Raw genomic sequence first — 23,455 nt, 5'->3', positions numbered from 1 at the left:
ACGATGAAGGACCCCATGGACAGCACGGCGGCCGGCCCGGTACGCGGGCCGGCGAGCGAGCCCCCGCTCGTGGGCGCCTTCAAGCTCCCCGACGGCTCCTGGATCCGCGGCCGCGGCCTGCGCCGTCCGCTGCCGGAGGGGCCGTTGCCCGACTTCGGCCTTTACCTCGGCTCCGGCCGGCTCCACCGCCGCCACGACAGCGGGCTGCGGTGGCCGCACGCGTGGATTCAGTGGCCCGACTTTCTGCTGCCCCGCGACCGTGACCTGGCCATCCAGCGGATCCGTGAGCTGCACGAGCGAGCGCGGGCGGGTGCCGCGGTGGAGGTCGCCTGTGGGGGCGGTGTCGGACGTACCGGCACGGTCGTCGCCTGCCTCGCCGTCCTGGCCGGTCTCGACCCGGCCGACGCCGTCGCCTGGACGCGCGAGCACCACCACCATCGGGCCATCGAGACCCCGTGGCAGCGCCGCTGGGTGTTGCGCTTCCCGTAGTCCCTTCGCTCGGATCCGTGCGGCCAGGGTACTGATGCGGCGCGGGGTGCTGCCCTCCAGTGATCATCTCCTCCGCTCCTAAGGGTGAGGCCGCCTTTCGCCGATGCGTGCGATGCTGTTTCGTGCGCCACGACGGTGTCGCGGCACCATGTGTCGGTAAAACGTCGAAACCTTCAAGGCCGCTACTCGGTGATCCAGCCGTTCTCAACTGCCCACTCGTGCGTCATGGCTTCGGCCGCGGGCAGCGTGAGGAACGAAACGGCATACAGAACAACGAGGAGCCCGATCGGAACGGCCCAAGCGCGAGGACGGGTTTCCGGCGGACCGTCCGAGTGCTGTCGGTCCCACCGTCCACGGCCGGAGCTTGTCGGGGTTGCGCACCGCCCAGATGTGCTTGATCCGGTCGCCTGCGATGTCGAACGCGTACACCGACACGGTGACGTCATCGTGCTGAACGATCAGGCCGGGCCGGCCGTTGACCGTACGTTCCAGGATCGTCAGGTTGCGTAGCCTGCCGGCGAGATTGAGCAGTGAGCGCACGATCTGCTCGGCGCCTTCGATGCGGCGGAGTACGGCGCCGACGACGCCGCCGCCGTCGGCGATGGCCGTGGCGTCGGGGGCGAGGAGGCCGATGAGGGCGTTGATGTCCTTGGCTTCCCATGCCTGCCTGAAGTCCCTGACGATGCCGGCCTGCTGGGCCGCCGGAGTCGTGGGAGCCTGCGACGCGCGGATGCGACGGCGCGCCGAGGAGGCCAGCTGGCGACAGGCCGCGGGGGTACGGCCGACGATCTCGGCCACTTCGGTGAAGGGGTAGCGGAAGACGTCGTGCAGGATGAACGCGACGCGCTCGGCCGGGGTCATCGATTCGAGCACGACGAGGAAGGCCATGTTGATCGACTCGTCGAGGGTGACCCGGTCGGCAGGGTCGACGGGTGATGCCGTCCGAGCGCCCGCTGATCCACTCCGTGGGTTCGGGTAGCGGCTCGGGGATCCATTCGCCCACGTAGGTCTCTCGCCGGGCCCGTGCCGAGGAGAGCACGTTGAGGCAGATGCGGCCGGCGACCTTCGTCAGCCAGGCGCCGGGGGATGCGATGGCGTCCTGCCGCTGCCGGGACATGGCGTACCAGCGGGCGTAGGTCTCCTGGACGACATCTTCGGCGTCGGCCAGTGAGCCGAGGAGCCGGTAGGCGAGATTGATCAGCCGGCGCCGTTCGTTCATGAGCGCGCTCAGGCCCGGATCCGGCCAGCCGTGTCCTGGCTCGGATGGGGTGGTCATGGTGTCCTGTCCATCGTGTCACTGACTCCCTTGGTCGGGTCTGCCCTTGCCAGTTCGACAAGGCCTGCCGTTAAGGAAGCCGTCACCAAGTACACGTGAGTGGCGTTGGCCCAGGTGGAAGGCCCTGGAACTTCTATAACTCCGCAAGCTGCCACTCTGTTGATCAGTGGGTGCGGCGGGGTGCCAGGACCTTGGTGACCTTGGCGATGGCCTCGGAGCCGGGTTTGACGTAGCGCATGGCGGTGCGAGGGTTTTTGTGGCGGGTCTTGCCCATGATGGGGTGCTGGTAAGAACTGCGTTATCAGCCCCAAAGGGGCATCGTTTATGCGGGTCAGTGGTCGGTGATGAGGGCGTTGAGGGCGGGGGCGCGGTCGGCTGAGGTGGGCAGGGTGTACTGGCGGGTGGTGTCGAGGCGTTCGTGGCCCATGAGTTCGGCGACCAGGATGAGGTCTTTGCCGGCGCGCACGAGCTGGGTGCCGAAAGTGTGACGCAGCACGTGCGGGCCGAACGGCTCAGCCGGGTCGTCGTTGATGCCGGCGGCGGTGCCCAGGCGGACGATGATGTCGCGGGCGGCCCGGTCGGTCAGCCGCCCGCCGCGGACGTTGAGCAGCAGCGCCGCGGCGGTGGCGGCACCGGGCCAGGCCGTGCGGGTCTGCAGCCAGGTCTGCAGCACCGTGCGCAGGTCGGGGTGGAGGTCGACGGTGCGGATCTTGCCGCCATCATGGCCCTTGCCGCGCACGCGCAGTTCGCCTTTACGGGCTGAGAGGCGCACGTCGGCCACATCCAGGGCGATGACCTCGCCGATGCGTAGGCCCGCGAAGTAGGGCAGCAGCGCGATGACCGCGTCTCGGGCTGAGGCGTTCTTTTCCACCTCGCGTAGGTAACGCCGGGCGCGGCGCTCGTCCAGCGCCTTGGGGGCGGTGCGCCGGGAGGCGCGTTCGCGCCGTGCTGGGGTGACGGCCAGGGCGGATCGGGCGTGGAAGTCGTCGACGGCCGCCAGTACGTTGTCGATCGTGGTGGCGGCGCGGCGGCCGTTTTTCAGGTGGCGGCGGTAGTCGCGCACTGCCCAGGTGGCGGCCGCGGGGTCGGTGAGCGGGTCGCCGTCCAGCAGGCCGTCGGCTGAGGCCTCGGCGACGAAGGCGAGGAACCCGCGTACCCGCGACAGATATTTGGCCCGGCTGGATTCGGCCAGGGGCGAGCCGCTCAGTGCGGCGCCGTAGTCGGCCAGTGCGCGGTCGTAGGGGGGCGGCAGTTCGACCGGACGGCGGCCCCAGGATCGCGGCTGCGTGTTTCCGGAAGCTGTTTCGGACCTCCGCGGTACCGGCTTCTGCGTGTTTCCGGAAGTAGAGGATGGCAATCAAGCGCGAGTCTGGGGTGTTGCCCTTCCCTCATTTATCGATTATCGTCGATTAACGATGAATCAGAAACCAGAACCGCTGGAACGCGAAGCGGCCGAGGAGTACGCGAGCTGGTTCAAAGCGCTGGCCGACGCCACGCGCATCCAGATCGTGTCGCTGCTGGCCCGGCGGCACGAGCCGATGACCGTCGGTGAGATCGTCGCCGCGGTGGAGATCGGCCAGTCGACGGTGTCGCACCACCTGAAGATCCTGTCCGAGGTGCGGTTCGTCCTGGTCGAACGCCAGGGCACCGCCAGCCTGTATCGGATCAACGAGGCCTGCGTGAGCTGCTTCCCCACCGCCGCCGACGTGGTGATGGGCAATCCTGCCCCGGCCACCCCCACCTGCGACTGAGGAGAGTGCCATGGCGCACGACGAGGTAGTCGACGGCTACTCCAGCCTGGCCCGCGCGGCATCGGATGGTGAGAGCGTCATCGATTGCGGTTCCGGCGCGTTCGCCGACGGCTGCTTCGGGACGGCCGGCTACGACGACACCGCAGAGCTTCCCGACGGCGCGCTGCGGGCCAGTCTCGGCTGCGGCAACCCGGTCGCCGTCGCCGAGCTGCGCGCCGGGGAAAGCGTGCTCGACCTCGGCTCCGGGGGCGGCATCGACGTGCTGCTGTCGGCCCGCAGGGTCGGCCCGTACGGCAAGGCCTACGGCCTGGACGCCAGTCCCGACATGGTGCAGCTGGCTCGCCGCAACGCCGAGGAGGCGGGCGCGTCCAACACCGAATTCCTGCACGGCACCATCGAGGCCATCCCGCTACCGGATCACGCGGTCGACGTCGTCATCTCCAACTGTGTGATCAACCTGTCCGACGACAAGGCGGCCGCGCTGGCCGAGGCCTTCCGGGTGCTGCGGCCCGGCGGCCGCCTGGGCCTCAGCGACGTCGTCGCCGACGGCGTCATCGACCCGCAGCGCCGCGCCGCCGCCGAGCAGCGGGTGGGCTGCGTCGCCGGCTCTCTCACCATCGACGCCTACCGTGACCTGCTGCGGAAGGCCGGGTTCGTCGGCATCGCGATCACGCTGACCGCCGATCACGGCGATGGCGTGCACTCGGCGATCATTCAGGCGGTCAAGCCCGCGATCTCGCCCGGCTTGGTCATCCGGCCGATGCGCGAGAGTGACGCCTCTCAGGTGCTGGCCATCTACCAGGCGGGGTTGGACACCGGCCAGGCCAGCTTCGAGACCGTGGCGCCGAGCTGGGAGGGCTTTACCGCCGGCAAGCTGCCGGGCCTGCGTTATGTCGCCGCCGATACCGAGACCGGCGAGGTCGTCGGCTGGATCGCCGCCTCGCCGGTGTCCGCACGTCCGGCCTACGCGGGGGTCGTCGAGCACAGCATCTATGTCCACTCGGGTTGCCAGGCCCACGGCATCGGCCGGGCTCTGCTGGCCGCGTTCATCGCCGGATCCGAGGACGCCGGGATCTGGACGATCCAGTCCGGAATCTTTCCCGAGAACGCAGCCAGCCTCTCGCTGCACCAGTCGCTCGGCTTCCGGGTGGTCGGCACCCGCGAGCGCGTCGGCCGCCACCACGGCATCTGGCGGGACGTGCTGATGCTGGAGCGGCGCAGTACAGCCGTCGGGCGATGAGCCCGGGCCGGTCAGGTCACGGCTGAGGTGCGGGAACATTCGGCGGCCGGTGGTGGTTGTGTATCTTGTGGCCGGTGTGCCCAGTGTCCCCGGGCCTCACCTATCGCCTTCGCGGAATACCGTCCGGCTGGAGCCGCGTTGCGCATCTCGCCGAGAGGCGACCTGCACACCGGTACGCACACGTTGGACCGAAGGCCCCGCCACGCGGGGCCTTCGGCATGTCTGGTGTGCTCTCCCGCCCGGACCGCCTGCGGTGTGCGGGCCGGCGCTCTCTGCCTGGGCCGATGTGCACATCGACTGTTCATGCGCCGTTTAACCGCTCAGAGATCGATGGATGTCAATATCGGCAATAGTCGAATTAGACGTTCATCGATTCCATGCGTGGATGCCCCAGGAGCCAGTGATGACCAACACCTACAGGCGCGGCGAGCTGACCATCGATCAGCAGCTGGCCCTGGCCACCGCGGCCCGCCGGCTGGGCGAGGAATTCACCGGCGCCTTCGGCGCCGGGACGATTGAGCGGTTCCTGCACGCCAGCTATGAGGAGTTCGCCACCCGGGCCGCCGTCGCCAACTTCCTGCCACTGCTGGCCGAGCGCTTCGCCCGCCAGCGGCTGCACGCCCTGGCCCGCGTCGAAGGCAGAAGCGACGGGCGGCCCATCGTGCTGTTCTTGTGCACCCACAACGCCGGACGCTCCCAGATGGCCCTGGGGTGGTTTCGGCACCTGGCCGGCGAGCACGCGATCGCCTGGTCCGGCGGCGCGGAGTTCGCCGGCGAGATCAACCCGGCCGCGGTGGCCTCGATGGCCGAGCGCGGCATCGACATCTCGCACGAGTTCCCCAAGCCGTGGACCGAGGAGATCGTGCGGGCCGCCGATGTCGTGGTCACCATGGGCTGCGGAGACGCCTGCCCGGTCTACGCCGGCAGGCGCTATCTCGACTGGGAGCTTGACGATCCGGCCGGCAAGGGCGTCGGGGACGTCCGCCCGATCCGCGATGAGATCGAGCGCCGCGTGCGCGCCCTGCTCGCCGATCTCGGTGTCTCCTCCGTCTGACCGCAGGCCCATGTACCCAGCATGAATAGATGCATGTCAATATAGATTGAGACTGACATCGACGGTTATCTATGTGAGGAAGGGGATCGATGGAGCCGCTGGAGCTTCTGGAGTGCAGCCCGCCGCTGACCCGTGAGCCGCTGAACGCCGAGCAGGCCGCCGCCGTGGCGCGGGTGTTCAAGGCGCTGGGCGACCCGGTACGGCTGCGCATCCTGTCGATCGTGGCCAGCCACGCCGGCGGCGAGGTGTGCGTGTGCGACATCACCGGCGCCTTCGAGGTGTCCCAGCCGACGATCAGCCACCATCTCAAGGTCCTCAAGGAGGTCGGACTGCTGGTCTCCGAGCGGCGTGCCTCCTGGGTCTACTACCGCCTGGCCCCGGAGACGTTGTCGGAGCTGTCGGCCCTGCTGAACATCCCCGCCACGGTCTGACCCGCCCTGACGGTCTGACCCGCCCCGAAGGAAGATCAAGGAAGATTCATGTCCTCACGTACCCGTGCTCCCGCTCCCGCCGCTGCGGCGGAGGCGGGCGTGATCGGCAAGCTCTCCACGCTGGATCGGTTTCTGCCGGTCTGGATCGGCGTCGCGATGGCAGCCGGGCTGCTGCTCGGCCGCGCAGTGCCCGGCCTGGACACCGCACTGGACGCGGTGAGGATCGGCGAGATCTCGCTGCCGATCGCTCTGGGCCTGCTGCTGATGATGTATCCGGTGCTGGCCAAGGTCCGCTACGACCGGCTGGACACCGTCACCGGCGACCGGCGGCTACTGATCTCCTCCCTGGCGCTCAACTGGGTCGTCGGCCCCGCGCTGATGTTCGCCCTGGCCTGGCTGCTCCTGCCTGACCTGCCCGAGTACCGCACCGGCCTCATCATCGTGGGCCTGGCCCGGTGCATCGCCATGGTGCTCATCTGGAACGACCTGGCCTGCGGCAGCCGCGAGGCCGCCGCCGTCCTGGTCGCCGTCAACTCGATCTTCCAGGTGATCGCCTTCGGCGCGCTGGGCTGGTTCTACCTGCAGGTCCTGCCCGGCTGGCTCGGCCTGTCGCAGGCGGTATTGGAGGTCTCGGCCTGGGACATCGCCCAGTACGTGCTGATCTTCCTCGGCATCCCCCTGCTGGCCGGCTACGCCTCGCGCAAGCTGGGCGAGCGATCCAAGGGCCGCGACTGGTACGAGAGCCGTTTCCTGCCCAAGATCGGACCCATGGCGCTGTACGGCCTGCTGTTCACCATCGTCATCCTGTTCGCCCTCCAGGGCGAGGTCATCACCTCCCGGCCCGGCGACGTCGCCCGGATCGCGCTGCCGCTGCTGGGCTACTTCTTCCTCATGTGGGGCGGCTCCTTCCTGGCCGGGCGCGCGATCGGCCTGCCGTATGACAGAACCACGACGCTGGCCTTCACCGCGGCCGGCAACAACTTCGAGCTCGCCATCGCCGTCGCGGTCGGCGTGTTCGGCGTCACCTCCGGCCAGGCCCTCGCGGGAGCGGTCGGCCCGCTCATCGAGGTGCCCGTCCTGGTCGCCCTGGTCTACGTCAGCCTGGCCGGCCGCCGCCTGTTCACCAAGGAGCCCGCTCGTGCCTGAGAACGCCTCCGGCAAGCCCAGCGTCCTGTTCGTCTGCGTGCACAACGCCGGACGCTCCCAGATGGCCGCCGGCTGGCTCACCCACCTGGCCGGCGACCGGATCGAGGTCCGCTCGGCGGGTTCCGCCCCCGCCGAGACGATCAACCCGGTCGCCGTCGAGGCCATGGCCGAGGCCGGCGTCGACATCACCGGCGCCCAGCCCAAGATCCTGACCATCGAGGCCGTGCAGGACTCCGACGTGGTCATCACCATGGGCTGCGGGGATGCCTGCCCGATCTTCCCCGGCAAGCTGTATGAGGACTGGAAGCTCGACGATCCGGCCGAGCAGGGCATCGAGGCCGTCCGGCCGATCCGCGACGAGATCCGCGACCGCATCGAGAAGCTGATCGCTGAGCTCGACGCCCGATAACCGCCCTCGGAACTGGTAAAAGTCGTTGATCGGGTAGTCGGTGTTCCCCTTGCTGCGGCAGATGATGATGCTTCGTCTGTCACTGATTGTGATCGCCGGGCGCGTGTCGGCAGGGAGATCCGGCCTCGGTAGCGATCCGGGTCGCGCTCTTGTCGTGGTAGCCGAGGCCTGGGCGATCACGGATGGTAGGGCTTGGAGGACGAGCTGCGGATGGCGGCGGGTCGTCGGGGTGCCGGATACGGACGGGCTTGGGCCGGATCGGCAGGCCGTCGTCCGCGGAGTCGCAGGCCGGCGCCCCGCCTGCGTCCCGGGCTTGACCTTCGAGTCGGGTCGAAGGTTTACCGTCGGAGGCATGAGCATCTACCGGATCTCGCAGCTGGCGGAACGCTGCGGCGTACCCGCCACCACGCTGCGTTTCTACGAGGACGCCGGATTGCTGCCGGCCGAGCGGACCCCGTCGGGCTACCGCCTGTACGGGGAGGATGCCGTCGAGCGCCTGGCCTTCATTTCCTCGGCCAAGCTCCTGGGCCTGGCCCTGGAGGAGATCCGCGAGCTCCTGGCCGTGCGGCAGGAGGGGGTGTGCGCGGCGGTCCGGGAGCGGATGATGCCTTTGGTCGCGGGCCGGATCTCCGAGACCGAGGGCCGGATCGCTGAGCTGTCGGCGTTCTCCGCGCGCCTGACCGCCGTGCATGGCGAGCTGTCGGGTCCGGCGCCGCAGGGAGAGTGCGGGCCGGACTGCGGCTGCACCACCGCCCCGGCGGCGGCCGGGCCGGTGCCGGTGACGCTGTCGCGCACCCGGCCCGCACCGGCAGCCGAGCCGTGGAGGGACGCGCCGGTGGCCTGCACCCTGGGCGGCCCTGAACTGCAGGCCCGCACCGAACAGTGGCGGCAACTGGTGGAGAAGGCCGAGGCCCGCGAGGAGATCCCCGACGGGCTGCGGCTGAGGTTCCCGGCCGGCATGGAGCTGGCCGGGCAGGTCGCGGCCCTGGCGGCGGCCGAGCAGGGCTGCTGTGCGTTCTTCGACTTCACCCTGCATCTGAGCCCCGCCGCACTGGAGCTGACCGTGCGCGCACCCGAAGCCGCGGCGCCGCTGCTGGCCGACCTGTTCGGAGTAACCGCATGACCCACCCCGCCTCCTCTGCCCGCTGACCTCGGCCTGCCCGCCGTCGGCACACCCCACGACACCGAGCACACGCGCTGACCCCGGCCGGGGTCCGGGCCGCCCGCCGGGGCCTGTGAGGATGACCGACACAACGGCCGCCGCACAAGGCGGCCGACTACGGAGCAGGGAGCACGCGGTGTCGCAGGAACCGTCAGGTCTGGTCGAGCGGATGGAACACCACCAGATCGCGGTGTATCTCGGCGCCATGGCGGCGGGCGCCCTGGTGGGCTGGACGCTGCCGTCCGCCGGGCCGAGCCTGGAGCACGCCATCAACCCGGTCCTGGGCGCCCTGCTGTTCGTCACCTTCCTCCAGGTCCCGGCCGCTGAACTTCTCCGCTCGCTGCGCGACGGGCGGTTCCTGGCGGCCGCTCTGGTGGTGAACTTCGTGGTGGTGCCGCTGGTGGTCGCCGCGATGTTCGTCTTCCTGCCCGCCGACCAGGCGGTGCGGATCGGTGTCCTGCTGGTGCTGCTGTGCCCGTGCGTGGACTACGTGATCGTCTTCTCCGGGCTGGCCGGCGGCTCCAGCCGCCGCCTGCTGGCCGCGACCCCGCTGTTGCTGGTCGCGCAGATGGTGCTGCTGCCGGGGTTGCTGTACCTGTTCATGGGCTCGGAGCTGGCCGACATCGTCGAGGTCGGACCGTTCGTCGAGGCGTTCGTCGTCCTCATCGTCATCCCGCTGGCCCTGGCCTGGGCCACCCAGGCATGGGCGGCCCGCCGCCCGGCTGGGCAGAAGGTCTCCGACGCCGCGAGCACCACGATGGTCCCGCTGATGGCCGCCACCCTGCTCGTCGTGGTCGCCTCCCAGGTCCCCAAGCTCGGCGACAGCCTGGCCGACGTCGCAGCGGTCATCCCGTTCTACGCGGTGTTCCTGATCGTCATGGCCTTCGCCGGGAAGGCGGTCGCCCGCCTCTTCCGCCTGGACGCCCCGGCCTGCCGGGCCGTCGTCTTCACTGGCGCGACCCGCAACTCGCTGGTCGTCCTCCCCTTGGCCCTGGCTCTTCCCGACTCCCTGGCCGTCGCCGCGGTCGTGGTGGTCACGCAGACCCTCGTCGAGGTCCTCGGCATGGTCGCTTACGTCCGCCTCATCCCCCGGCTCGCCCCGGCCGACACGGCCACCGCCGCCGTCTGATCCGCAACCCGGCCGGTCAGATCACGGTCGACGTCGTCGAGGAAGAAGAACCGCTCCAGCTCTGGACGTGTCGGCTCCTCAATGAACCGCCCGTACGCCGTCAAGCTGGCGTGGCCGCCAGCGGCGCCGACGCTCAGGAGCGTTGCGCGGGCGCGCCCGCCAGCAGCCAGACGGTGGCGGTGAGCAGGCGGGCTGCGGCCACCAGGGTGGCCGGCTCGACCCGGTCGGGGGTCTCGGCAGGGGTCTGGTAGCCGGGCATGCCCATGCCGATACCGATCGCGGCCAAGCCGTGCGCAGCGTAGCGGCGGTTGTCCGAGGCCATCGCGCCAGCCCGCAGTGGTACCTCGGCGCGGCGCCCGGCCTGATCCACGGCGGCCAGCAGGGCGTGAGCCGGGCCGCCCGCCTCGACGGCGGCGGCCTGGTGCAGCTGCGCCGCCCCGTCCAGGTTGATCACCAGGGTGTCGGGCGGCACCTGGGAGGCGTGGTGGGCCGAGCCCCAGGCGCCTGCCTCTTCGGCGTCCAAGAAGGACACCGACAAGTCCACCGGCGCGCTCAGGGCACTGCGCAGGACGCGGGCGGCCTCCAACACCGCGGCCACTCCGGAGGCGTTGTCGGCGGCGGCGGGCAGGCGGCGGCCCGGGTCATCGCCCACACCGTCGAAGTGCGCGCTCAGCAGCACCCGCGGCCCGCCCGCCGACCCATCCGGCTCGTCCAGCCCGATCGGCAGGTGCCCGTGGACGTTGACCCCCCCGGCGCTGACCGCTCGCAGTGGCATCGACGCGGTCACCCTCACCTCACCTGCGGTGAGGGCGTCGGCCAGCTGCCGGTGCAGGTCGGTGCGCACCCCGATGACCGCCACCGCGCGCCGGGCCGGCCCCGCGATCATCTTGGGCATCCACCCGTCGGCGTCCGTGCCCCGCGCCATGAGAACGCCGACCGCGCCCTCTGCCTCGGCGCGCTGGCAGGACTGCGCCCAATCACCGGCGGGAGCCAGCACCCAGTGGCCGCGCAGATCCGCCGCACTCAAGTCCGCCAGCGGCGCCGAGCGAGGGTGGGGCAGCTCAGCCGAGGCCAAGTGCTCGGCGAACTCCCGCCGATGCTCCAAACTCCGGGTTATCTGGCCGGTGCTCCACTGCAGCACCGGCGTGCGATACAGCTCACGCACGCTGGAGACACCGAACGGGTCGAGCTGCACGCCGGCACCCAGCTCGCGCAGCTGCTCAGCGAGCCAGGCGGCGGCGGCCTGGCCGCCAGGGGTGCCCACCCGCCGTCCCGCGTAGCCGTCGGCGGCCAGCTCCGCAACACAGGTGAGCATCCGCTGCGCGCTCACCTGTTGCAGGGCGGCCGCCAAGCCGGGGACCTCGATCGCCTCCGGCGGCACGAGCGGCAGGGAACTCATCCACAGCACCCGGCGGAGGCGCCGGCACCAGCAGCGCTCGAAGCGGCCGCCGGGGCCTGCCCGCAGCACCCGGTCTCGGCCGCCTGGGTCGCCTCGGCTTCGCTTCCGCAACACGACACCGCGGTGCTGGAGGTGGCGGCGTCGGGTGTGGTGGTCGCGGGGCTCCCGCAGCATCCTCCGGCCGCGGGCGGGGTGAAGGCGTCCTCCAGGTTTCCGATGAATCCACCGGTGATATCGCTTGCCATCATGTGCTCCTTTCGGGCCGACGGCGCACGTCACAGCGCCGATCGACCCGCTTGAATTGACAGGCATCTAAGTAGGATCAGCATTCCATGTTGATTAGAAGAGTGTCAAGATAGAAGAACATCTAATCAAACCCTGGAATCCCGCCGCCGGTACAGGCGCCCGTGCAAGCGCGCTGCGTCGCAAGCAAGCCTCGACAGTTGTGGCGAACACGGCGTGTGCTCATTTGCTGACAATTAGGCGCAAGCCTCCTCTATCATGATCATCGAAGTCGCCCAGCTTCGGTGGTCAAAGGAGACCCATCCGCCATGTTGTACAGCCCGCGCCGTCTGGAAGTCCTTCTCGGTGCTCCCCTGGACCTGGTCACCTACGACCAGATCGCCGCCCTGGTCGGCAACGCCGATGCCCGTGAGGCCGAGGACCTGGACTACAAGGGCGCCATCCCGGGTGGGGATAAGGAGAAGACGGAGAAGGGTAACCACGACACCGCGGTCGATGTGGCCACCTTCGCCAACCACATCGGTGGCCTGATCGTCGTCGGGATGGCCGACGTCGGCGATATCGTCTTCGCCGACGGTGCGGTGCATGCGAGCGCACTGACCACGAGCCGCTGCGGATGAGCTGCCAGGCCGCCGCGCCGCTGGCGGCGCAGGCCGCCAACACGGTGCTGAGCCGCGTTGCGGGGACCGAACCGGCGGTGATCAATCTGGCCCTCACGGGGTCGTGCGTCAGCCTCGGCCGGCGCGCCGCCATGCGACAGCTCGCCCGCAAAGACGACACCTCGGTGAACGTCTACGTCGGCGGCCGCATTGGCGCGGCATACAAGGAGCTGACTTGCAAGCTCGGGCTGTGGAAGATCCGCCGCGAGGCCCGCAAGCCGGGCTCCCTGCTCTGGCCCAAGGGCGGCCCGCGTCCTGAGCAGCCGGCCGCGGCCACACGGGTGGTCACGTCCCCGTGACCACCGACGAGCAGAGCCGTTTACCTAAACACACCCCCAGGAACGCCGCGAGAGCCGGTCAGGCGTTCGTGCGTGACAGGTGGCCGGGCAGGTCGGTGAGCCGTTCGATGCGGAGCACCGTCTCGTCTGCCGTCGGCGATGGTCCACCAGTGACGAAGTCGATGCCGCGGTCCAGCCAGATGCCGGTGAGCCCGGCGAGGGCGGCTGCGTTCACGTCGCTTTCCAGCATGTCGCCCACGTTGACCGCCCGCGCGGGGTCCGTCCGCATCCATCGGCAGGCGGGGGCGAAGGCGACGGGCTTGGCCGCACCGAGCTCGGTCGGAGTCAGGACGGCTTCGAAGTATTCGAGGAGACCGAAGCGGGCGAGCTTGGCGCGCTGCTGCTCGGGGTCCCCGTTGGTGAGAACGGCCAGACGCGGTCCTCGGGGAAGCCGTTTCAAGGTCTCCAGGCATGGCTGGACATCGGGATAGCTCCGCCAGGACTCCTCGAACACGGCGAGGTAGCGCTCGGCGAACCACTCGTCCAGAAGGCCGGGATTTTCAGGAACCGGCTCGCCGAGCATGGGCAGGAAGGAACGGAGCCTGCGTCGGTGATGCTCAGCGAAGGAGCACCGTCCAGCCAGGTATTCCCGCATGTGCCGCCCCTCCAGCGTCCACCACGACGTCACCAGCTCGTCCGGTGGAGCCGTCGCGTTCGGCGCGGCCTGGATGATCTGGCCGATCGCTTCCAAGACCGCGCCTCGATGATCGACCAGGGTGCCGTCCAGATCGAAGAAAACCACATCCGCCATAGGAGGATCATCTCGTGGTGCCTGTCGTCTCTGGCCCGGCCGTTTCTCCGGCCCGTTCGTTTCCCGGCCGACGAACGGGCGAGGCCGGGGCGGACACGTCGGCGTGGCCGGTTTCGGCCAGGCGGCGCTGAAGGTAGAGGCGTTCGGCGTCGTTGCCGGCCAGGGCGAGGGCCTCGCGGTAGGCGGTGGCCGCCTCCTCCGCGCGTCCCAGGCGGCGCAGCAGGTCGGCGCGGGTGGCGGGCAGCAGGTGGTAGCCGGGCAGCTCCGCGGCCAGCCGTTCCACCAGGGCCAGCCCCGCGGCGGGCCCGTCGGCCATGCCGACCGCCACCGCCTGGTTCAGCCGCACCACCGGCGAGGGGACGAAGCCGGCGAGCCGCTCATAGAGGGCGACGATCTGCGGCCAGTCGGTGTCGGCGGCCTCAGCCGCCGTGGCGTGGCAGGCGGCGATGGCCGCCTGGATCTGGTAGGGCCCCGGCCGGGCCTGACGCAGCGCCTCCTCCAGTATCTCGACGCCCTCGGAGATGCCCGCCGGGTCCCAGCGGGAGCGGTCCTGGTGTTCCAGGGTCACCAGCGCGCCGTCGCGGCCGACGCGGGTGGCGCGGCGGGCGTCGTGCAGCAGCATGAGGGCGAGCAGCCCGAGCGCCTCCGTCTCACCGGGCATCAGCCGGACGAGCAGGCGGGCCAGCCGCACGGCCTCGCCGGTCAGGTTGCGGCGCACCAGGTCGGCGCCCGCGCTGGCCGCGTACCCCTCGTTGAACAGCAGGTAGAGCACCCCGAGGACGGCCGTGGTGCGTTCGGGCAGGAGGTGGGCGGGCGGCACCCGGTAGGGGATGCCCGCGTTGCGGATCTTCTCCTTGGCCCGGGTCAGCCGCTTGGACATGGCGGGCTCGGCCACCAGGAAGGCGCGGGCGATCTCGGCGGTGGTCAGCCCGGCCAGGGTGCGCAGCGTGAGCGCGACCTGGGACTCCAGTGCGAGGGCCGGGTGGCAGCAGGTGAACATCAACCGCAGCCGGTCGTCGGGGACCCCGCTCTCGTCGCCGCCGGGGACCTCCACGAGCTCGGCCAGCTTGGCCGCCTCCCGGAGCTTGGCCGCGCCCACGGCCTCGCGGCGCAGGCGGTCGACGGCGCGGTTGCGGGCCGTGGTGGTCAGCCAGGCGCCGGGGCGCTGGGGGACGCCGTCGCGCGGCCAGCGTTCCAGGGCCACCGCGAAGGCGTCCTGCGCGCACTCCTCGGCCAGCTCCCAGTCGCCGGTCAGGCCGATCAGCGTCGCGACGATCTGCCCCCACTCCTCGCGGAAGGCGTCGGACACGATCGAGGCGACCCGGGCGTTCACGGCTGCCACACCGGCCGGATCTCTATTTTCCCGAGGCTCGCCCACGGGTGCTTGGCGGCGACCTCGATCGCCTCGTCCAGGTTCGCGCACTCGCCGCACCTGGACATCGCCGTCCCGTCCTGGACGTCGCCGGCCGACGCATCGCCGCACAGCATGAGCACGTACCGCATTCTGCCTCCTATTTCCTCCTGACGAAGCGTCATTTCGACGCCCATCAGGCGGAAGCGCAGGCAGTCGCCCGCCCCGAGGGCGTGCGCGTGCCCGTCGGCGGTGATCTCCACAGCCCCCTCCGCGCGCTCCAGCCGGGACAACGTCGAACGGCTGATCGCGGCCCGCTTCGCCTCCCGTGAGCGGGACGAGTGGTAAGTGATAAGTAATCTGTGCGAATGGACTTGATCTTCGACATTCCGCTTGAGGAGCTTCGGCGGCGCCGCAGCGCCAAGTGGACGCACCACCCGTCCGACGTATTGCCGTTGCCAGTCGCCGAAATGGACGTCCGCCTGGCGCCCAGCGTGGCGGCGGCGTTGCGGTCGGCCGTGGAACGGTCGGACACCGGGTACGCCGGAGACAGCACCGAACTGACCGACGCCTTCCGTGGCTTCGCCTGGCGTCGCTGGCGATGGCAGGTCGAGGTGGGAAGCATCCGCACCTGCGCGGATGTCGCGGTGGGCGCGACCGAGGTGCTGCGGCGCCTGGTGAGCCCCGGCGACGGCGTCGTGGTGATGCCGCCGGTCTATCCGCCGTTCTACGCCTGGGTACGAGAGGCAGGCGCCGAACCGGTGCCCGTCCCCCTCATCGAGCAGCAGCGCGGCGGGCGGCTCGATCTCGACGGGATCGAGCGCGCGCTTGAAGGGGGAGTACGTGTCGTCCTCCTGTGTCACCCGCACAATCCCCTCGGACGAGTCCACGACCTGGACGAACTGCGCGCACTTGCCGAACTCGCCCGGCGGCACGGCGCCACCGTCATCTCCGACGAGATCCACGGCCCGCTGACCCACCCCGGACACACGTTCCACCCCTACCTCACCGTCAGCGACGCCGCCATCGAGACCGGCATCACGTTGACCAGCGCCTCCAAGGCGTTCAACCTCGCCGGCCTCAAGTGCGCACTGATCGTCACCGAACGCCACCGGGCGATGTTCGACCGGCTTCCGCACGAGCTCTCCTGGGGAGTCGGCCATCTGGGGGCCCTCGCCGCCACCGCCGCCTACACCGACGGCGACGACTGGCTGGACCGGCTCAACGGCCAACTGGCGGCCAATGCCGCGCTGCTCAGGGATCTTCTCGCCCGTCAGCTGTCATCGGTCACGTTTCCCGAACCACAGGCCACGTACCTGGCGTGGCTCGACTGCTCGCCGCTGGGCTTCGGCCCCGACCCCGCCGCGACCTTCCTCGACCGGGCCAGGGTCGCGCTCTCCTCCGGCCCGGACTTCGGCGCGCCCGGCCAGGGGCACACCCGCTTCAACTATGCCTGCTCGCCCGCCCTGATCGAAGAGGCGATCGCCCGTATGGCGCAGATCGCCCGTCTTTGAAGTCCGGTCAGGTGAGCCAGCCGGCGAGGGCGCCGGCCACGTAGATCATCGACTGAACAGGTGTTCTTCGCCCTGAGCCTGTTCTCGGCCCCGGGCCCCCCGCCGGCACTCGCGGACAAGCAACTCGCGCGCCCGCCCGGCGGCCGAGGCGGCGAGCATCTCCAGGGCGGCCACGTCCACGCCGGGTGCCGGCTCCAGCCCGAGCGGCGCGAACGCCACGTCCGTCGGCGGCGGGTCGGGCAGCGGCGGCACGCCGAGCGCGAACGCCTCAACGGCGGGCGTGCCCACCGGAGCCGCGGCGGGGGCGGGGACGTCGCGCCGCCGCAACGCGCCGACCAGCTCCCGCTCGCCGCGCCCGCGCAGCAGGAGCAGCACGAACGGGTCCGCGTCGAGCAGCCAGGACGCCTGGTAGCAGAGCGCGGCGGCGTGCTGGCAGGGGTGGCCCCAGTCGGGGCAGGAGCACTCCGGTTCCAGGTCGCCGAGGGCGGGCAGCAGCGGCACGGCCGCCTCTTCGGCGGACGCCACCAGGTCGTGCGGCATGTCGCGGTCGAGCAGCGCGGCGAGGTGCCCGGCCTTGGCGGCCACCTGGTCGAGGAAGCGCCGCCATTGGCCGTCGGTGAGCCGCTCGACGTGGACGACGGTGTCGTAGTCGTTCTCGGTCACGGCGGCGATGCGGCCGGGACTGACCGTGATCGGGCCGACCTGTCCGGTCTTGGCGTAGGCGCGGCCCTTACGCAGCAGGACCTGGTCGAGTGAGGTGTCCTCCATGGCCTTGATCCAGGCGCGGCCCCACCAGCTGGTGGCGAAGCGGGCGCCGGCCCGCTGCGGAGGGAAGGCGGGGAATCCTCTGGCGTCGTTCAACGGAGCTCCACGAGGGCGGCGAGTTCGGCGTCGGTCAGTTCGGTGAGCGCGGCCTCGCCGGAGGCGAGCACCGACTCGGCCAGGGAGCGCTTGGCGGCGAGCATGTCGGCGATGCGGTCCTCGATCGTGCCCTCGGTGATCAGCCGGTGCACCTGGACGGGCCGGTTCTGGCCGATGCGGTGGGCGCGGTCGGTGGCCTGGTCCTCGACGGCCGGGTTCCACCAGCGGTCGTAGTGGATGACGTGGTCGGCGCGGGTGAGGTTGAGCCCGGTGCCGGCCGCCTTGAGCGACAGCAGGAAGACGGGCGCGCGGCCCTCCTGGAAGCGCCGGACCATCTCCTCGCGGCGGGCCACCGGGGTGCCGCCGTGCAGGAACTGGGTGGCGACGCCTCTGGCCGTCAGGTGCCGGTCCAGCAACCGGGCCATGGCGACGTACTGGGTGAACACCAGCACGGCGCCGTCCTCGGTCAGGATGGTGTCGACCAGCTCGTCGAGCAGCTCCAGCTTGCCCGAGCGGCCGGCCAGCCTGGGGGCCGTCTCGTGCAGATACTGGGCGGGGTGGTTGCAGATCTGCTTGAGGCCGGTCAGCAGCTTGACGATCAGGCCGCGCCTGGCCATGCCGTCCGCGTCCTCGATCCGCGCCATGATCTCGCGGACGACGGCCTCGTAGAGCCCGGCCTGCTCAGGAGTGAGCGCCACCGGCCGGTCGGTCTCGGTCTTGGGCGGCAACTCGGGCGCGACACCCGGGTCGGACTTACGGCGGCGCAGCAGGAACGGCCCCACCAGCCGGGCCAGCCGCTCGGCCGCCGCGGAGTCGCCCGACTCGACCGGCTTGGCCCACCGTGATCTGAACCGGCCCAGCGGCCCGAGCAGGCCGGGGGTGGTCCAGTCGAGGATGGCCCACAGCTCCGACAGGTTGTTCTCGACCGGGGTGCCGGTCAGCGCGACACGGGCGCCGGCGGGGATCTCGCGCAGCGCCTTGGCGGTGCTCGACGCGGGGTTCTTGACGTGCTGGGCCTCGTCGGCCACCACCAGGCCCCAGGGGTGCGCGGCCAGCCGGTCGGCGTCCAGCCGCATGGTGCCGTACGTGGTCAGGACGAACCCGTCGCCGGCCAGTGCGCGACCGGCGCCGTGATAGCGGCGGACCGGCACGCCGGGCGCGAACCTGGCGATCTCCCGCTCCCAGTTGCCCAGCAGCGAGGCGGGGCAGACGACCAGGGTGGGCCCGCTGCCGCGCCGGTGCAGATGCAGGGCGATCAGCGTGATCGTCTTGCCCAGGCCCATGTCGTCGGCCAGGCAGCCGCCGAGCCCGAGCGAGGTCATCCTGGCCAGCCAGCGCAGCCCCTGCAACTGGTAGTCGCGCAGCGTCGCGGCCAGCCCGTCGGGCGGGCCGATGTCCTCCGGCTCGGCGAGGCGGTCGCGCAGGTCGCGCAGCCACGCGCTGGGCTCCACCGGCACCGGCTCGTCGCCGAGTTCCGCGAACTCCGCGAGCTCCGCGGGCTGGACGGTGCCGGTCAGCGCGGCGGCGAGCGCGTCGAGGGCGGTCAGCGGCTTGAGGTCACGCTGGCGGGCCTTGCGGGCCAGGTCGGGGTCGATGAGCACCCACTGGTCGCGCAGCCGTACGACCGGGCGGTGCGCCTCGGCCAGCCGGTCCATCTCGGCCGCGGTGAGAGGCTCGCCGCCGAGCGCGAGCTGCCAGTCGAAGCTGGTCAGGTGGTGCCCGCCGAGGAAGGACGGCAGGTCGGACGGCGCGGCGTCGCGTCCGCCGACGACGGCGCGGGCGCTCAGGCCGCGCACCATGGCCCGGGGCCAGTGCACCTCCACCCCGGCGGCGGCCAGCCGTTCGGCCATCCCGGCCAGCAGGTGCTCGACGTCGCCGTCGGACAGCGTGAGCTCGTCGGGGACGGCGCTGTCGAGCAGCCGTTCCAGCGGGGGCCAGACGCGGGCGGCCCGGCGTAGCGCGAGGGTGGTGTCGATCCGGGCTCGGTCGCCGAATCCCGGATCGCGGCCCTCCCACAGGTCGGCGGCGTCCACCACGAGCGACGGGTCGGCCAGGCTGTGCAACTGGACGACGGCACGGAACTCCTCGGCCACCGGGTCGTCGGCCTCCAGGCGCAGCGACAGCCGCACCCCGGAATCGAGCCCGGCCGCGACCTCGTCGGCCCACCCGCGCAGCCGCGGCACCTTCACCGGTCTGAGGGCCGCGAACGCCGGCGTGCCGGTGGCGCGCACCGCGCCGGGGGAGCGGGGCATCGCGTCGGCCACCGCGTCGAGAAACGCCCGCACCAGCCCTTCCGCGTCCGGCAGCACCGCCTCCTCCGCCGCGCCGGCGGGGGCTTCGAGGGGTACGGCACGCGCCGTGGCGGGCATGGCGCCGGCCAGCTCCCTGATGCGCCGGCCGTCCGCCGCGTCGAACGGCCCCGCCCGCCAGGAGTCGTGGTCGCCGGCGCTCACCCCGGGCAGGACGCGTCCCCGGGTGACCAGTTGCAGCGCCACCAGCGCGGCGGCGCCCCAGAAGCGGGCGGCGGGGTGCGCCCCCTCGTCGCGGCGCGCTCTGGCCAGGGTGGCCACGGCCTCGGAGACGGGCACCCGGACGGCCGCGGCCTCACGGACCCGCAGAGTGCCGTCGTGCTGCTCGACGACCGTCACCGTGGTGTCGCCGCCGGGGTCGAGGAAGGCCATCCGGCCGGACCTGGGCGGGTCGCCCGGCTCGAAGACGACGGGCCGCTGTGCCAGATCGATGGGAGAGCTCACAACCGTACAGTGTACGGTACGTGGGTGCCGGGACGCGGCGGCTGGAAATCACATCGAGAGATCAGCGCCTACCTTTACACTGCTAGGATTCCAGCGATATCTTACTACGACATCGCTTTGCGCCCCTATGGAACGAGGTGACGGCCGTGCGTACCACCGAGTCACTCGTGGGAACGCCAGACAAGCTTCCGGCTGACGCGGTCAGGTTTCTCCAATCAGACGGACGGCTCACCGGTCGCGGACACTCGATGACCACTGAGCAACTGGTGGACGCCTACACGTGGATGACGCTGTCCCGCGTCGTAGATGAGCGGGCATTCACGCTGCAACGGCAGGGTCGCCTCGGCACCTTTTCCCCGACCAAGGGCCAGGAGGCGTCCGTCGTGGGCTCCGCCATGGCACTCACGGTCGGACAGGACTGGATCGTTCCCCAGTACCGCGAGCTGGGCGCGTGCCTCGTCCATGGGCTACCTCTCGACCTGTGGTTCATGTACTGGATGGGCAACATGTCCGGGGGGCGGATCCCGGACGACGTGCGCATCCTTCCCGTACAGATCTCCTTGGCAGCGCAGCTTCCCCATGCGGTGGGCCTGGCGTGGGCTCGACGACTGCAGAACCTCGACGACGTGGTCATCGCGTACTTCGGTGACGGAGCGTCATCCGAAGGGGACTTCCATGAGGCGCTGAACTTCGCCGGTGTCCTTCGTGTACCGGTGATCTTCTTCCTGCAGAACAATGGCTGGGCCATCAGCACCCCACGCAGCGCGCAGACGGCAGCCACGTCGTTCGCCTGCCGCGCCCAAGGTTACGGAGTCGCCGGCGCGACGGTCGACGGCAACGACGTGGTCGCCGTGTACGAAGTGACGAAGGAAGCCGTCGCCCGGGCCCGAGCCGACGAAGGTTCGACACTCATCGAGTCGATCACCTATCGACTGGGCCCCCACAACACCGCGGACGATCACACCCGATACGTCGCGGAGGGCGAGATGGAGACGATGGCGGAGTTCGACCCGATCGTCCGCCTACGAACACACCTCATCTCGCAGGGCCTCTGGGACGAACACCGCGACACCGAGCTGCTCGCCGGCCATGCACGTCGAGCTCAGCAGGCCGCGGTGACCGCGGAGGCCAGGCGACCGCACTACTCACAGGTCTTCGATCACGTCTTCGCCAGGCCCACACCACGCCTTGCCCGACAGGCCGCTGAGGCGGAGAGACGTCACGGCCAGGAGCCGTCATGACCACGATGAACATGATCGAGGCGATCAATCTCGCGCTTCGGGAAAGCATGTACGCCGACGATCGCGTCATGGTCCTGGGCGAGGACGTCGGACAACTCGGTGGCGTCTTCAGGGCGACGGCGGGACTGCAAGCCCAGTTCGGGCGTCACCGGGTCGTCGACACCCCGCTGGCCGAGGGAGCGATCATCGGCACCGCCGTGGGCCTCGCTGCCGGCGGGATGATTCCCGTGCCGGAAATCCAGTTCCTGGGCTTCGCTCATCAAGCGTTTCATCAGATCGCCGGTCAAGTGGCGCGCTTTCGCCACCGCTCCCAAGGTCGCTATCCGATGCCGATGACGATTCGAGCGCCATTCGGTGGCGGCGTCCGGACGCCGGAGCTGCACTCGGACGCTCTCGAAGCGCAGTTCGCCCACTGCCCGGGTCTGAAGGTCGTGGCACCCTCGAATCCGGCGGACGCGCGATCTCTGCTCATCGCCTCGATCATCGATCCGGATCCCGTCCTGTTCCTCGAGCCGCTCAAGGGCTACCGGCTCGTCAAGGGAGAGGTGCCCGAGAGCGCCGGCGGCGACACGATTGGATCTGCCCGCACGGTACGTGCCGGAGACGATGTGACCATCATCGCGTGGAGCGCTTCGGTGCAGCTGGCGGAGCAAGCGGCGGTCCGGGCAGGCGAGGAACTCGGTGTCTCGGTCGAGGTACTCGACCTTCGGTCACTGATTCCCCTGGACGTAACGAGCATCGCCACTGCCGCAGCCAAGACCGGCCGCGTCGTGGTCGTACAAGAGTCGCCCGTGACGGGGGGATTCGCGAGCGAAGTCATGGCCACCATCGTCGAAGAAGCCTTCTACGACCTGGAGGCTCCCGTGCAACGTGTAGGCGCCCCCGATGCTCCCTATCCCTTGCCCGGCGTCGAAGAGATCTACCTGCCGTCGGTCGATGCCGTGCTCGCGGCCATTCGTGAGGTGACCAGCGAGTGAGCCGCTACGAGTTCAAGCTGCCCGATGTCGGCGAAGGGCTGGAAGAAGCCGAGATCATCGACTGGTACGTGCGTCCAGGTGACACCGTCGTGTCGGATCAGGTCGTCGTCTCCGTAGAGACAGCCAAATCCGTCGTCGAGTTGCCGATTCCGGTCGGAGGACGCATCGCGACCGTGTGCGGAGAAGCTGGGACGGTCGTTCCAGTCGGCGGTGTTCTCGCGGCCGTCACGACTGATACGGAATCTGATACGGAGTCCGCCGATGTGCTCGGCCTGACCGTGGCGGAGGCCTCAGCGCTGGGTAGGGGCGAGGCGACGACCTTGCCGGCACAGAGCTCTGCCGCGCGCGGACCGGGGGCGGTGCCTCGACCGCTGAGGATCAAGGCGTCGCCCCTGGTCCGGCGCCTGGCCAAAGAGCGAGGAGTCGACCTCGGCGTCATCACCGCTTCGGGTCCCCACGGTCGAGTGACCCGAGCGGATCTCGAGCGCCACGTTGCCGAGGGATCGGCGCCGGCGGCGCGGCCGCCGGCCGATCCTGCCATCGAGCGCCAGAGGCGAACCGAACCGGATGAAGGGACTTCCTCGTCCGTCCCGTTCCGCGGTGTACGAGCGCGCATCGCCTCGGTCCTCACAGAATCGATCAAGACCGTTCCGCACATCTACGACTGGCGAACCACCGACGTTTCAGCGTTACTGGACGTGAAGCGACGCCTTGCGGGGATGCAACCGGAAGGTCATCGCCTGAGCCTCGTGTCGTTGCTGGCGCGCATCACTCTCGCCGGACTGAGAAGGCACCCCATTCTGAACGCCAGACTCGATGTCGCGGCCGGGAGGATCCACGTCGACGGCGGCGTCGACCTCGGACTCGCGATAGCCGGTCCCGAAGGACTCGTCGTGCCAGTGGCCAAGAACGCGCACGCGATGACGCTCACGGATCTCAACGACGAGCTGAGACGACTCACCGACGGGGCGCTCGATCGGACACTCCCGGTATCCGACATGGGCCGGGCCACCTTCACGTTGAACAACTTGGGACCGCTCGGCGCGGACCACGGGTCACCCTTGCTGCGCGTCGGAGAAGCGGGCGCGGTGGCGTTCGGCGCTGTTCGGGATGGCGTCGTGGCAAGGGAAGGACGAGCAGTCGTCGTGCCCACGATGGGGCTCACCGTCGTGGGTGACCACCGGGTCCTCGACGGCTCGGATCTCTGCGCGTTCACGAACACCATCGTCCGGTTCATCGAAGAGCCGGATCTCCTCTTGACGGAACTCTGAGGGAAGAACT

At 70.3% G+C, this 23,455-nt stretch carries 23 protein-coding genes and 1 pseudogene; 15 read left to right on the top strand and 9 right to left on the bottom strand.

The features are described 5' to 3' along the window. Positions 1–3 precede the first annotated feature (3 nt). A complete protein-coding gene (locus AB0I38_RS02985) occupies positions 4–489 on the top strand; it encodes a phosphatase domain-containing protein (protein WP_358460942.1) in 486 nt (161 codons plus the stop codon). A 204-nt stretch (positions 490–693) separates the two neighbouring features. Here AB0I38_RS02985 and AB0I38_RS02980 read toward each other — a convergent pair whose 3' ends face one another. From AB0I38_RS02980 to AB0I38_RS02970, 3 genes and pseudogenes are all read right to left on the bottom strand, one after another. Beyond that, the gene (locus AB0I38_RS02980) at positions 694–1,377 is read right to left on the bottom strand and encodes a sigma factor-like helix-turn-helix DNA-binding protein (RefSeq protein WP_358460939.1); all 684 of its coding nucleotides are present in this window, start codon (positions 1,375–1,377) and stop codon (positions 694–696) included. Positions 1,378–1,570: 193 nt separating this feature from the next. Further along, positions 1,571–1,708 (bottom strand): annotated as a pseudogene (locus AB0I38_RS02975) (sigma factor); the annotation flags it as partial. A 388-nt stretch (positions 1,709–2,096) separates the two neighbouring features. Further along, positions 2,097–3,122 carry a tyrosine-type recombinase/integrase gene (locus AB0I38_RS02970; RefSeq protein WP_358460936.1) on the bottom strand — a complete coding sequence of 342 codons (1,026 nt, stop codon included), beginning with the start codon at positions 3,120–3,122 and terminating at the stop codon, positions 2,097–2,099. 58 nt (positions 3,123–3,180) lie between these two features. Here AB0I38_RS02970 and AB0I38_RS02965 point away from each other — a divergent pair, with 58 nt between their 5' ends. The 8 genes from AB0I38_RS02965 to AB0I38_RS02930 all read left to right on the top strand — a co-directional run bounded on the left by AB0I38_RS02965 (position 3,181) and on the right by AB0I38_RS02930 (position 10,087). Next, positions 3,181–3,516 carry an ArsR/SmtB family transcription factor gene (locus AB0I38_RS02965; RefSeq protein WP_358460933.1) on the top strand — a complete coding sequence of 112 codons (336 nt, stop codon included), beginning with the start codon at positions 3,181–3,183 and terminating at the stop codon, positions 3,514–3,516. A 10-nt stretch (positions 3,517–3,526) separates the two neighbouring features. Continuing rightward, on the top strand, positions 3,527–4,756 hold the full coding sequence (locus tag AB0I38_RS02960) for a GNAT family N-acetyltransferase (protein ID WP_358460930.1): 1,230 nt from the start codon (positions 3,527–3,529) through the stop codon (positions 4,754–4,756). Between the two features lie 403 nt (positions 4,757–5,159). Continuing rightward, the gene (locus tag AB0I38_RS02955) at positions 5,160–5,810 is read left to right on the top strand and encodes an arsenate reductase ArsC (protein ID WP_358460927.1); all 651 of its coding nucleotides are present in this window, start codon (positions 5,160–5,162) and stop codon (positions 5,808–5,810) included. Positions 5,811–5,899: 89 nt separating this feature from the next. Next, the gene (locus tag AB0I38_RS02950; protein WP_358460924.1) at positions 5,900–6,241 is read left to right on the top strand and encodes an ArsR/SmtB family transcription factor; all 342 of its coding nucleotides are present in this window, start codon (positions 5,900–5,902) and stop codon (positions 6,239–6,241) included. A gap of 48 nt (positions 6,242–6,289) precedes the next feature. Then, positions 6,290–7,387 (top strand): ACR3 family arsenite efflux transporter, encoded by a 1,098-nt coding sequence (arsB, locus tag AB0I38_RS02945; protein ID WP_358460921.1) that lies wholly within the window; start codon positions 6,290–6,292, stop codon positions 7,385–7,387. A 61-nt stretch (positions 7,388–7,448) separates the two neighbouring features. Further along, positions 7,449–7,796, top strand: coding sequence for an arsenate reductase ArsC (locus AB0I38_RS02940; RefSeq protein WP_436838718.1), 348 nt, complete (start codon positions 7,449–7,451; stop codon positions 7,794–7,796). 352 nt (positions 7,797–8,148) lie between these two features. Beyond that, a complete protein-coding gene (locus AB0I38_RS02935; protein WP_358460915.1) occupies positions 8,149–8,919 on the top strand; it encodes a heavy metal-responsive transcriptional regulator in 771 nt (256 codons plus the stop codon). Positions 8,920–9,094: 175 nt separating this feature from the next. Further along, positions 9,095–10,087 (top strand): arsenic resistance protein, encoded by a 993-nt coding sequence (locus tag AB0I38_RS02930; protein ID WP_358460912.1) that lies wholly within the window; start codon positions 9,095–9,097, stop codon positions 10,085–10,087. 133 nt (positions 10,088–10,220) lie between these two features. On the opposite strand, the gene AB0I38_RS02925 is transcribed toward AB0I38_RS02930, so the two are convergent. Next, the gene (locus tag AB0I38_RS02925; RefSeq protein WP_358460909.1) at positions 10,221–11,486 is read right to left on the bottom strand and encodes a M28 family metallopeptidase; all 1,266 of its coding nucleotides are present in this window, start codon (positions 11,484–11,486) and stop codon (positions 10,221–10,223) included. A gap of 551 nt (positions 11,487–12,037) precedes the next feature. On the opposite strand from AB0I38_RS02925, the gene AB0I38_RS02920 reads away from it, so the two are divergent. Further along, a complete protein-coding gene (locus AB0I38_RS02920; RefSeq protein ID WP_358460906.1) occupies positions 12,038–12,349 on the top strand; it encodes a hypothetical protein in 312 nt (103 codons plus the stop codon). After that, the gene (locus AB0I38_RS02915; RefSeq protein WP_358460903.1) at positions 12,346–12,687 is read left to right on the top strand and encodes a hypothetical protein; all 342 of its coding nucleotides are present in this window, start codon (positions 12,346–12,348) and stop codon (positions 12,685–12,687) included. Before AB0I38_RS02920 ends, AB0I38_RS02915 begins: the two co-directional genes overlap by 4 nt. 58 nt (positions 12,688–12,745) lie before the next feature. Here the strand turns inward: AB0I38_RS02915 and AB0I38_RS02910 are convergent, their stop codons facing one another. Genes AB0I38_RS02910 through AB0I38_RS02900 form a run of 3 tightly spaced genes read right to left on the bottom strand, consistent with a single transcriptional unit; the run spans position 12,746 to position 15,091 of the window. Then, complete coding sequence (locus AB0I38_RS02910; RefSeq protein ID WP_358460900.1) at positions 12,746–13,477, bottom strand: HAD family hydrolase; 732 nt, start codon at positions 13,475–13,477, stop codon at positions 12,746–12,748. Positions 13,478–13,484: 7 nt separating this feature from the next. Beyond that, complete coding sequence (locus tag AB0I38_RS02905) at positions 13,485–14,819, bottom strand: RNA polymerase sigma factor (protein WP_358460897.1); 1,335 nt, start codon at positions 14,817–14,819, stop codon at positions 13,485–13,487. Further along, a complete protein-coding gene (locus tag AB0I38_RS02900) occupies positions 14,807–15,091 on the bottom strand; it encodes a hypothetical protein (RefSeq protein WP_358460894.1) in 285 nt (94 codons plus the stop codon). The genes AB0I38_RS02905 and AB0I38_RS02900 overlap by 13 nt, the downstream gene beginning before the upstream one ends. 105 nt (positions 15,092–15,196) lie before the next feature. On the opposite strand from AB0I38_RS02900, the gene AB0I38_RS02895 reads away from it, so the two are divergent. Next, a complete protein-coding gene (locus AB0I38_RS02895) occupies positions 15,197–16,342 on the top strand; it encodes a MalY/PatB family protein (RefSeq protein WP_358460891.1) in 1,146 nt (381 codons plus the stop codon). A gap of 45 nt (positions 16,343–16,387) precedes the next feature. Here AB0I38_RS02895 and AB0I38_RS02890 read toward each other — a convergent pair whose 3' ends face one another. Further along, the gene (locus AB0I38_RS02890) at positions 16,388–17,203 is read right to left on the bottom strand and encodes an SWIM zinc finger family protein (protein ID WP_358460888.1); all 816 of its coding nucleotides are present in this window, start codon (positions 17,201–17,203) and stop codon (positions 16,388–16,390) included. Further along, positions 17,200–19,956 (bottom strand): DEAD/DEAH box helicase, encoded by a 2,757-nt coding sequence (locus AB0I38_RS02885; RefSeq protein ID WP_358460885.1) that lies wholly within the window; start codon positions 19,954–19,956, stop codon positions 17,200–17,202. Before AB0I38_RS02885 ends, AB0I38_RS02890 begins: the two co-directional genes overlap by 4 nt. A gap of 248 nt (positions 19,957–20,204) precedes the next feature. Between AB0I38_RS02885 and AB0I38_RS02880 the strand changes: the two genes are divergently transcribed. Genes AB0I38_RS02880 through AB0I38_RS02870 form a run of 3 tightly spaced genes read left to right on the top strand, consistent with a single transcriptional unit; the run spans position 20,205 to position 23,445 of the window. Beyond that, the gene (locus AB0I38_RS02880; RefSeq protein WP_358460882.1) at positions 20,205–21,197 is read left to right on the top strand and encodes a thiamine pyrophosphate-dependent dehydrogenase E1 component subunit alpha; all 993 of its coding nucleotides are present in this window, start codon (positions 20,205–20,207) and stop codon (positions 21,195–21,197) included. Beyond that, on the top strand, positions 21,194–22,174 hold the full coding sequence (locus AB0I38_RS02875) for an alpha-ketoacid dehydrogenase subunit beta (protein WP_358460879.1): 981 nt from the start codon (positions 21,194–21,196) through the stop codon (positions 22,172–22,174). Before AB0I38_RS02880 ends, AB0I38_RS02875 begins: the two co-directional genes overlap by 4 nt. After that, positions 22,171–23,445, top strand: coding sequence for a dihydrolipoamide acetyltransferase family protein (locus AB0I38_RS02870; RefSeq protein WP_358460876.1), 1,275 nt, complete (start codon positions 22,171–22,173; stop codon positions 23,443–23,445). The genes AB0I38_RS02875 and AB0I38_RS02870 overlap by 4 nt, the downstream gene beginning before the upstream one ends. Positions 23,446–23,455 lie beyond the last annotated feature (10 nt).

Source organism: Nonomuraea cavernae (assembly GCF_040655715.1).
In the GTDB taxonomy this organism is placed as follows: Bacteria; Actinomycetota; Actinomycetes; order Streptosporangiales; family Streptosporangiaceae; genus Nonomuraea; species Nonomuraea cavernae_A.
The sequence above is the reverse complement of the archived record's forward strand: the minus strand, read 5'-3'. Positions and strand labels throughout refer to the sequence as shown.

Coding starts and splice junctions, on each gene's coding strand:
- AB0I38_RS02985 (WP_358460942.1), top strand. CDS start 4: ATGAAGGACCCCATGGACAGCACGGCGGCCGGCCCGGTACGCGGGCCG.
- AB0I38_RS02980 (WP_358460939.1), bottom strand. CDS start 1,377: ATGGCCTTCCTCGTCGTGCTCGAATCGATGACCCCGGCCGAGCGCGTC.
- AB0I38_RS02965 (WP_358460933.1), top strand. CDS start 3,181: ATGAATCAGAAACCAGAACCGCTGGAACGCGAAGCGGCCGAGGAGTAC.
- AB0I38_RS02960 (WP_358460930.1), top strand. CDS start 3,527: ATGGCGCACGACGAGGTAGTCGACGGCTACTCCAGCCTGGCCCGCGCG.
- AB0I38_RS02955 (WP_358460927.1), top strand. CDS start 5,160: ATGACCAACACCTACAGGCGCGGCGAGCTGACCATCGATCAGCAGCTG.
- AB0I38_RS02950 (WP_358460924.1), top strand. CDS start 5,900: ATGGAGCCGCTGGAGCTTCTGGAGTGCAGCCCGCCGCTGACCCGTGAG.
- arsB (WP_358460921.1), top strand. CDS start 6,290: ATGTCCTCACGTACCCGTGCTCCCGCTCCCGCCGCTGCGGCGGAGGCG.
- AB0I38_RS02940 (WP_436838718.1), top strand. CDS start 7,449: ATGGCCGCCGGCTGGCTCACCCACCTGGCCGGCGACCGGATCGAGGTC.
- AB0I38_RS02935 (WP_358460915.1), top strand. CDS start 8,149: ATGAGCATCTACCGGATCTCGCAGCTGGCGGAACGCTGCGGCGTACCC.
- AB0I38_RS02925 (WP_358460909.1), bottom strand. CDS start 11,486: ATGAGTTCCCTGCCGCTCGTGCCGCCGGAGGCGATCGAGGTCCCCGGC.
- AB0I38_RS02920 (WP_358460906.1), top strand. CDS start 12,038: ATGTTGTACAGCCCGCGCCGTCTGGAAGTCCTTCTCGGTGCTCCCCTG.
- AB0I38_RS02915 (WP_358460903.1), top strand. CDS start 12,346: ATGAGCTGCCAGGCCGCCGCGCCGCTGGCGGCGCAGGCCGCCAACACG.
- AB0I38_RS02910 (WP_358460900.1), bottom strand. CDS start 13,477: ATGGCGGATGTGGTTTTCTTCGATCTGGACGGCACCCTGGTCGATCAT.
- AB0I38_RS02895 (WP_358460891.1), top strand. CDS start 15,197: ATGGACTTGATCTTCGACATTCCGCTTGAGGAGCTTCGGCGGCGCCGC.
- AB0I38_RS02880 (WP_358460882.1), top strand. CDS start 20,205: ATGACCACTGAGCAACTGGTGGACGCCTACACGTGGATGACGCTGTCC.
- AB0I38_RS02875 (WP_358460879.1), top strand. CDS start 21,194: ATGACCACGATGAACATGATCGAGGCGATCAATCTCGCGCTTCGGGAA.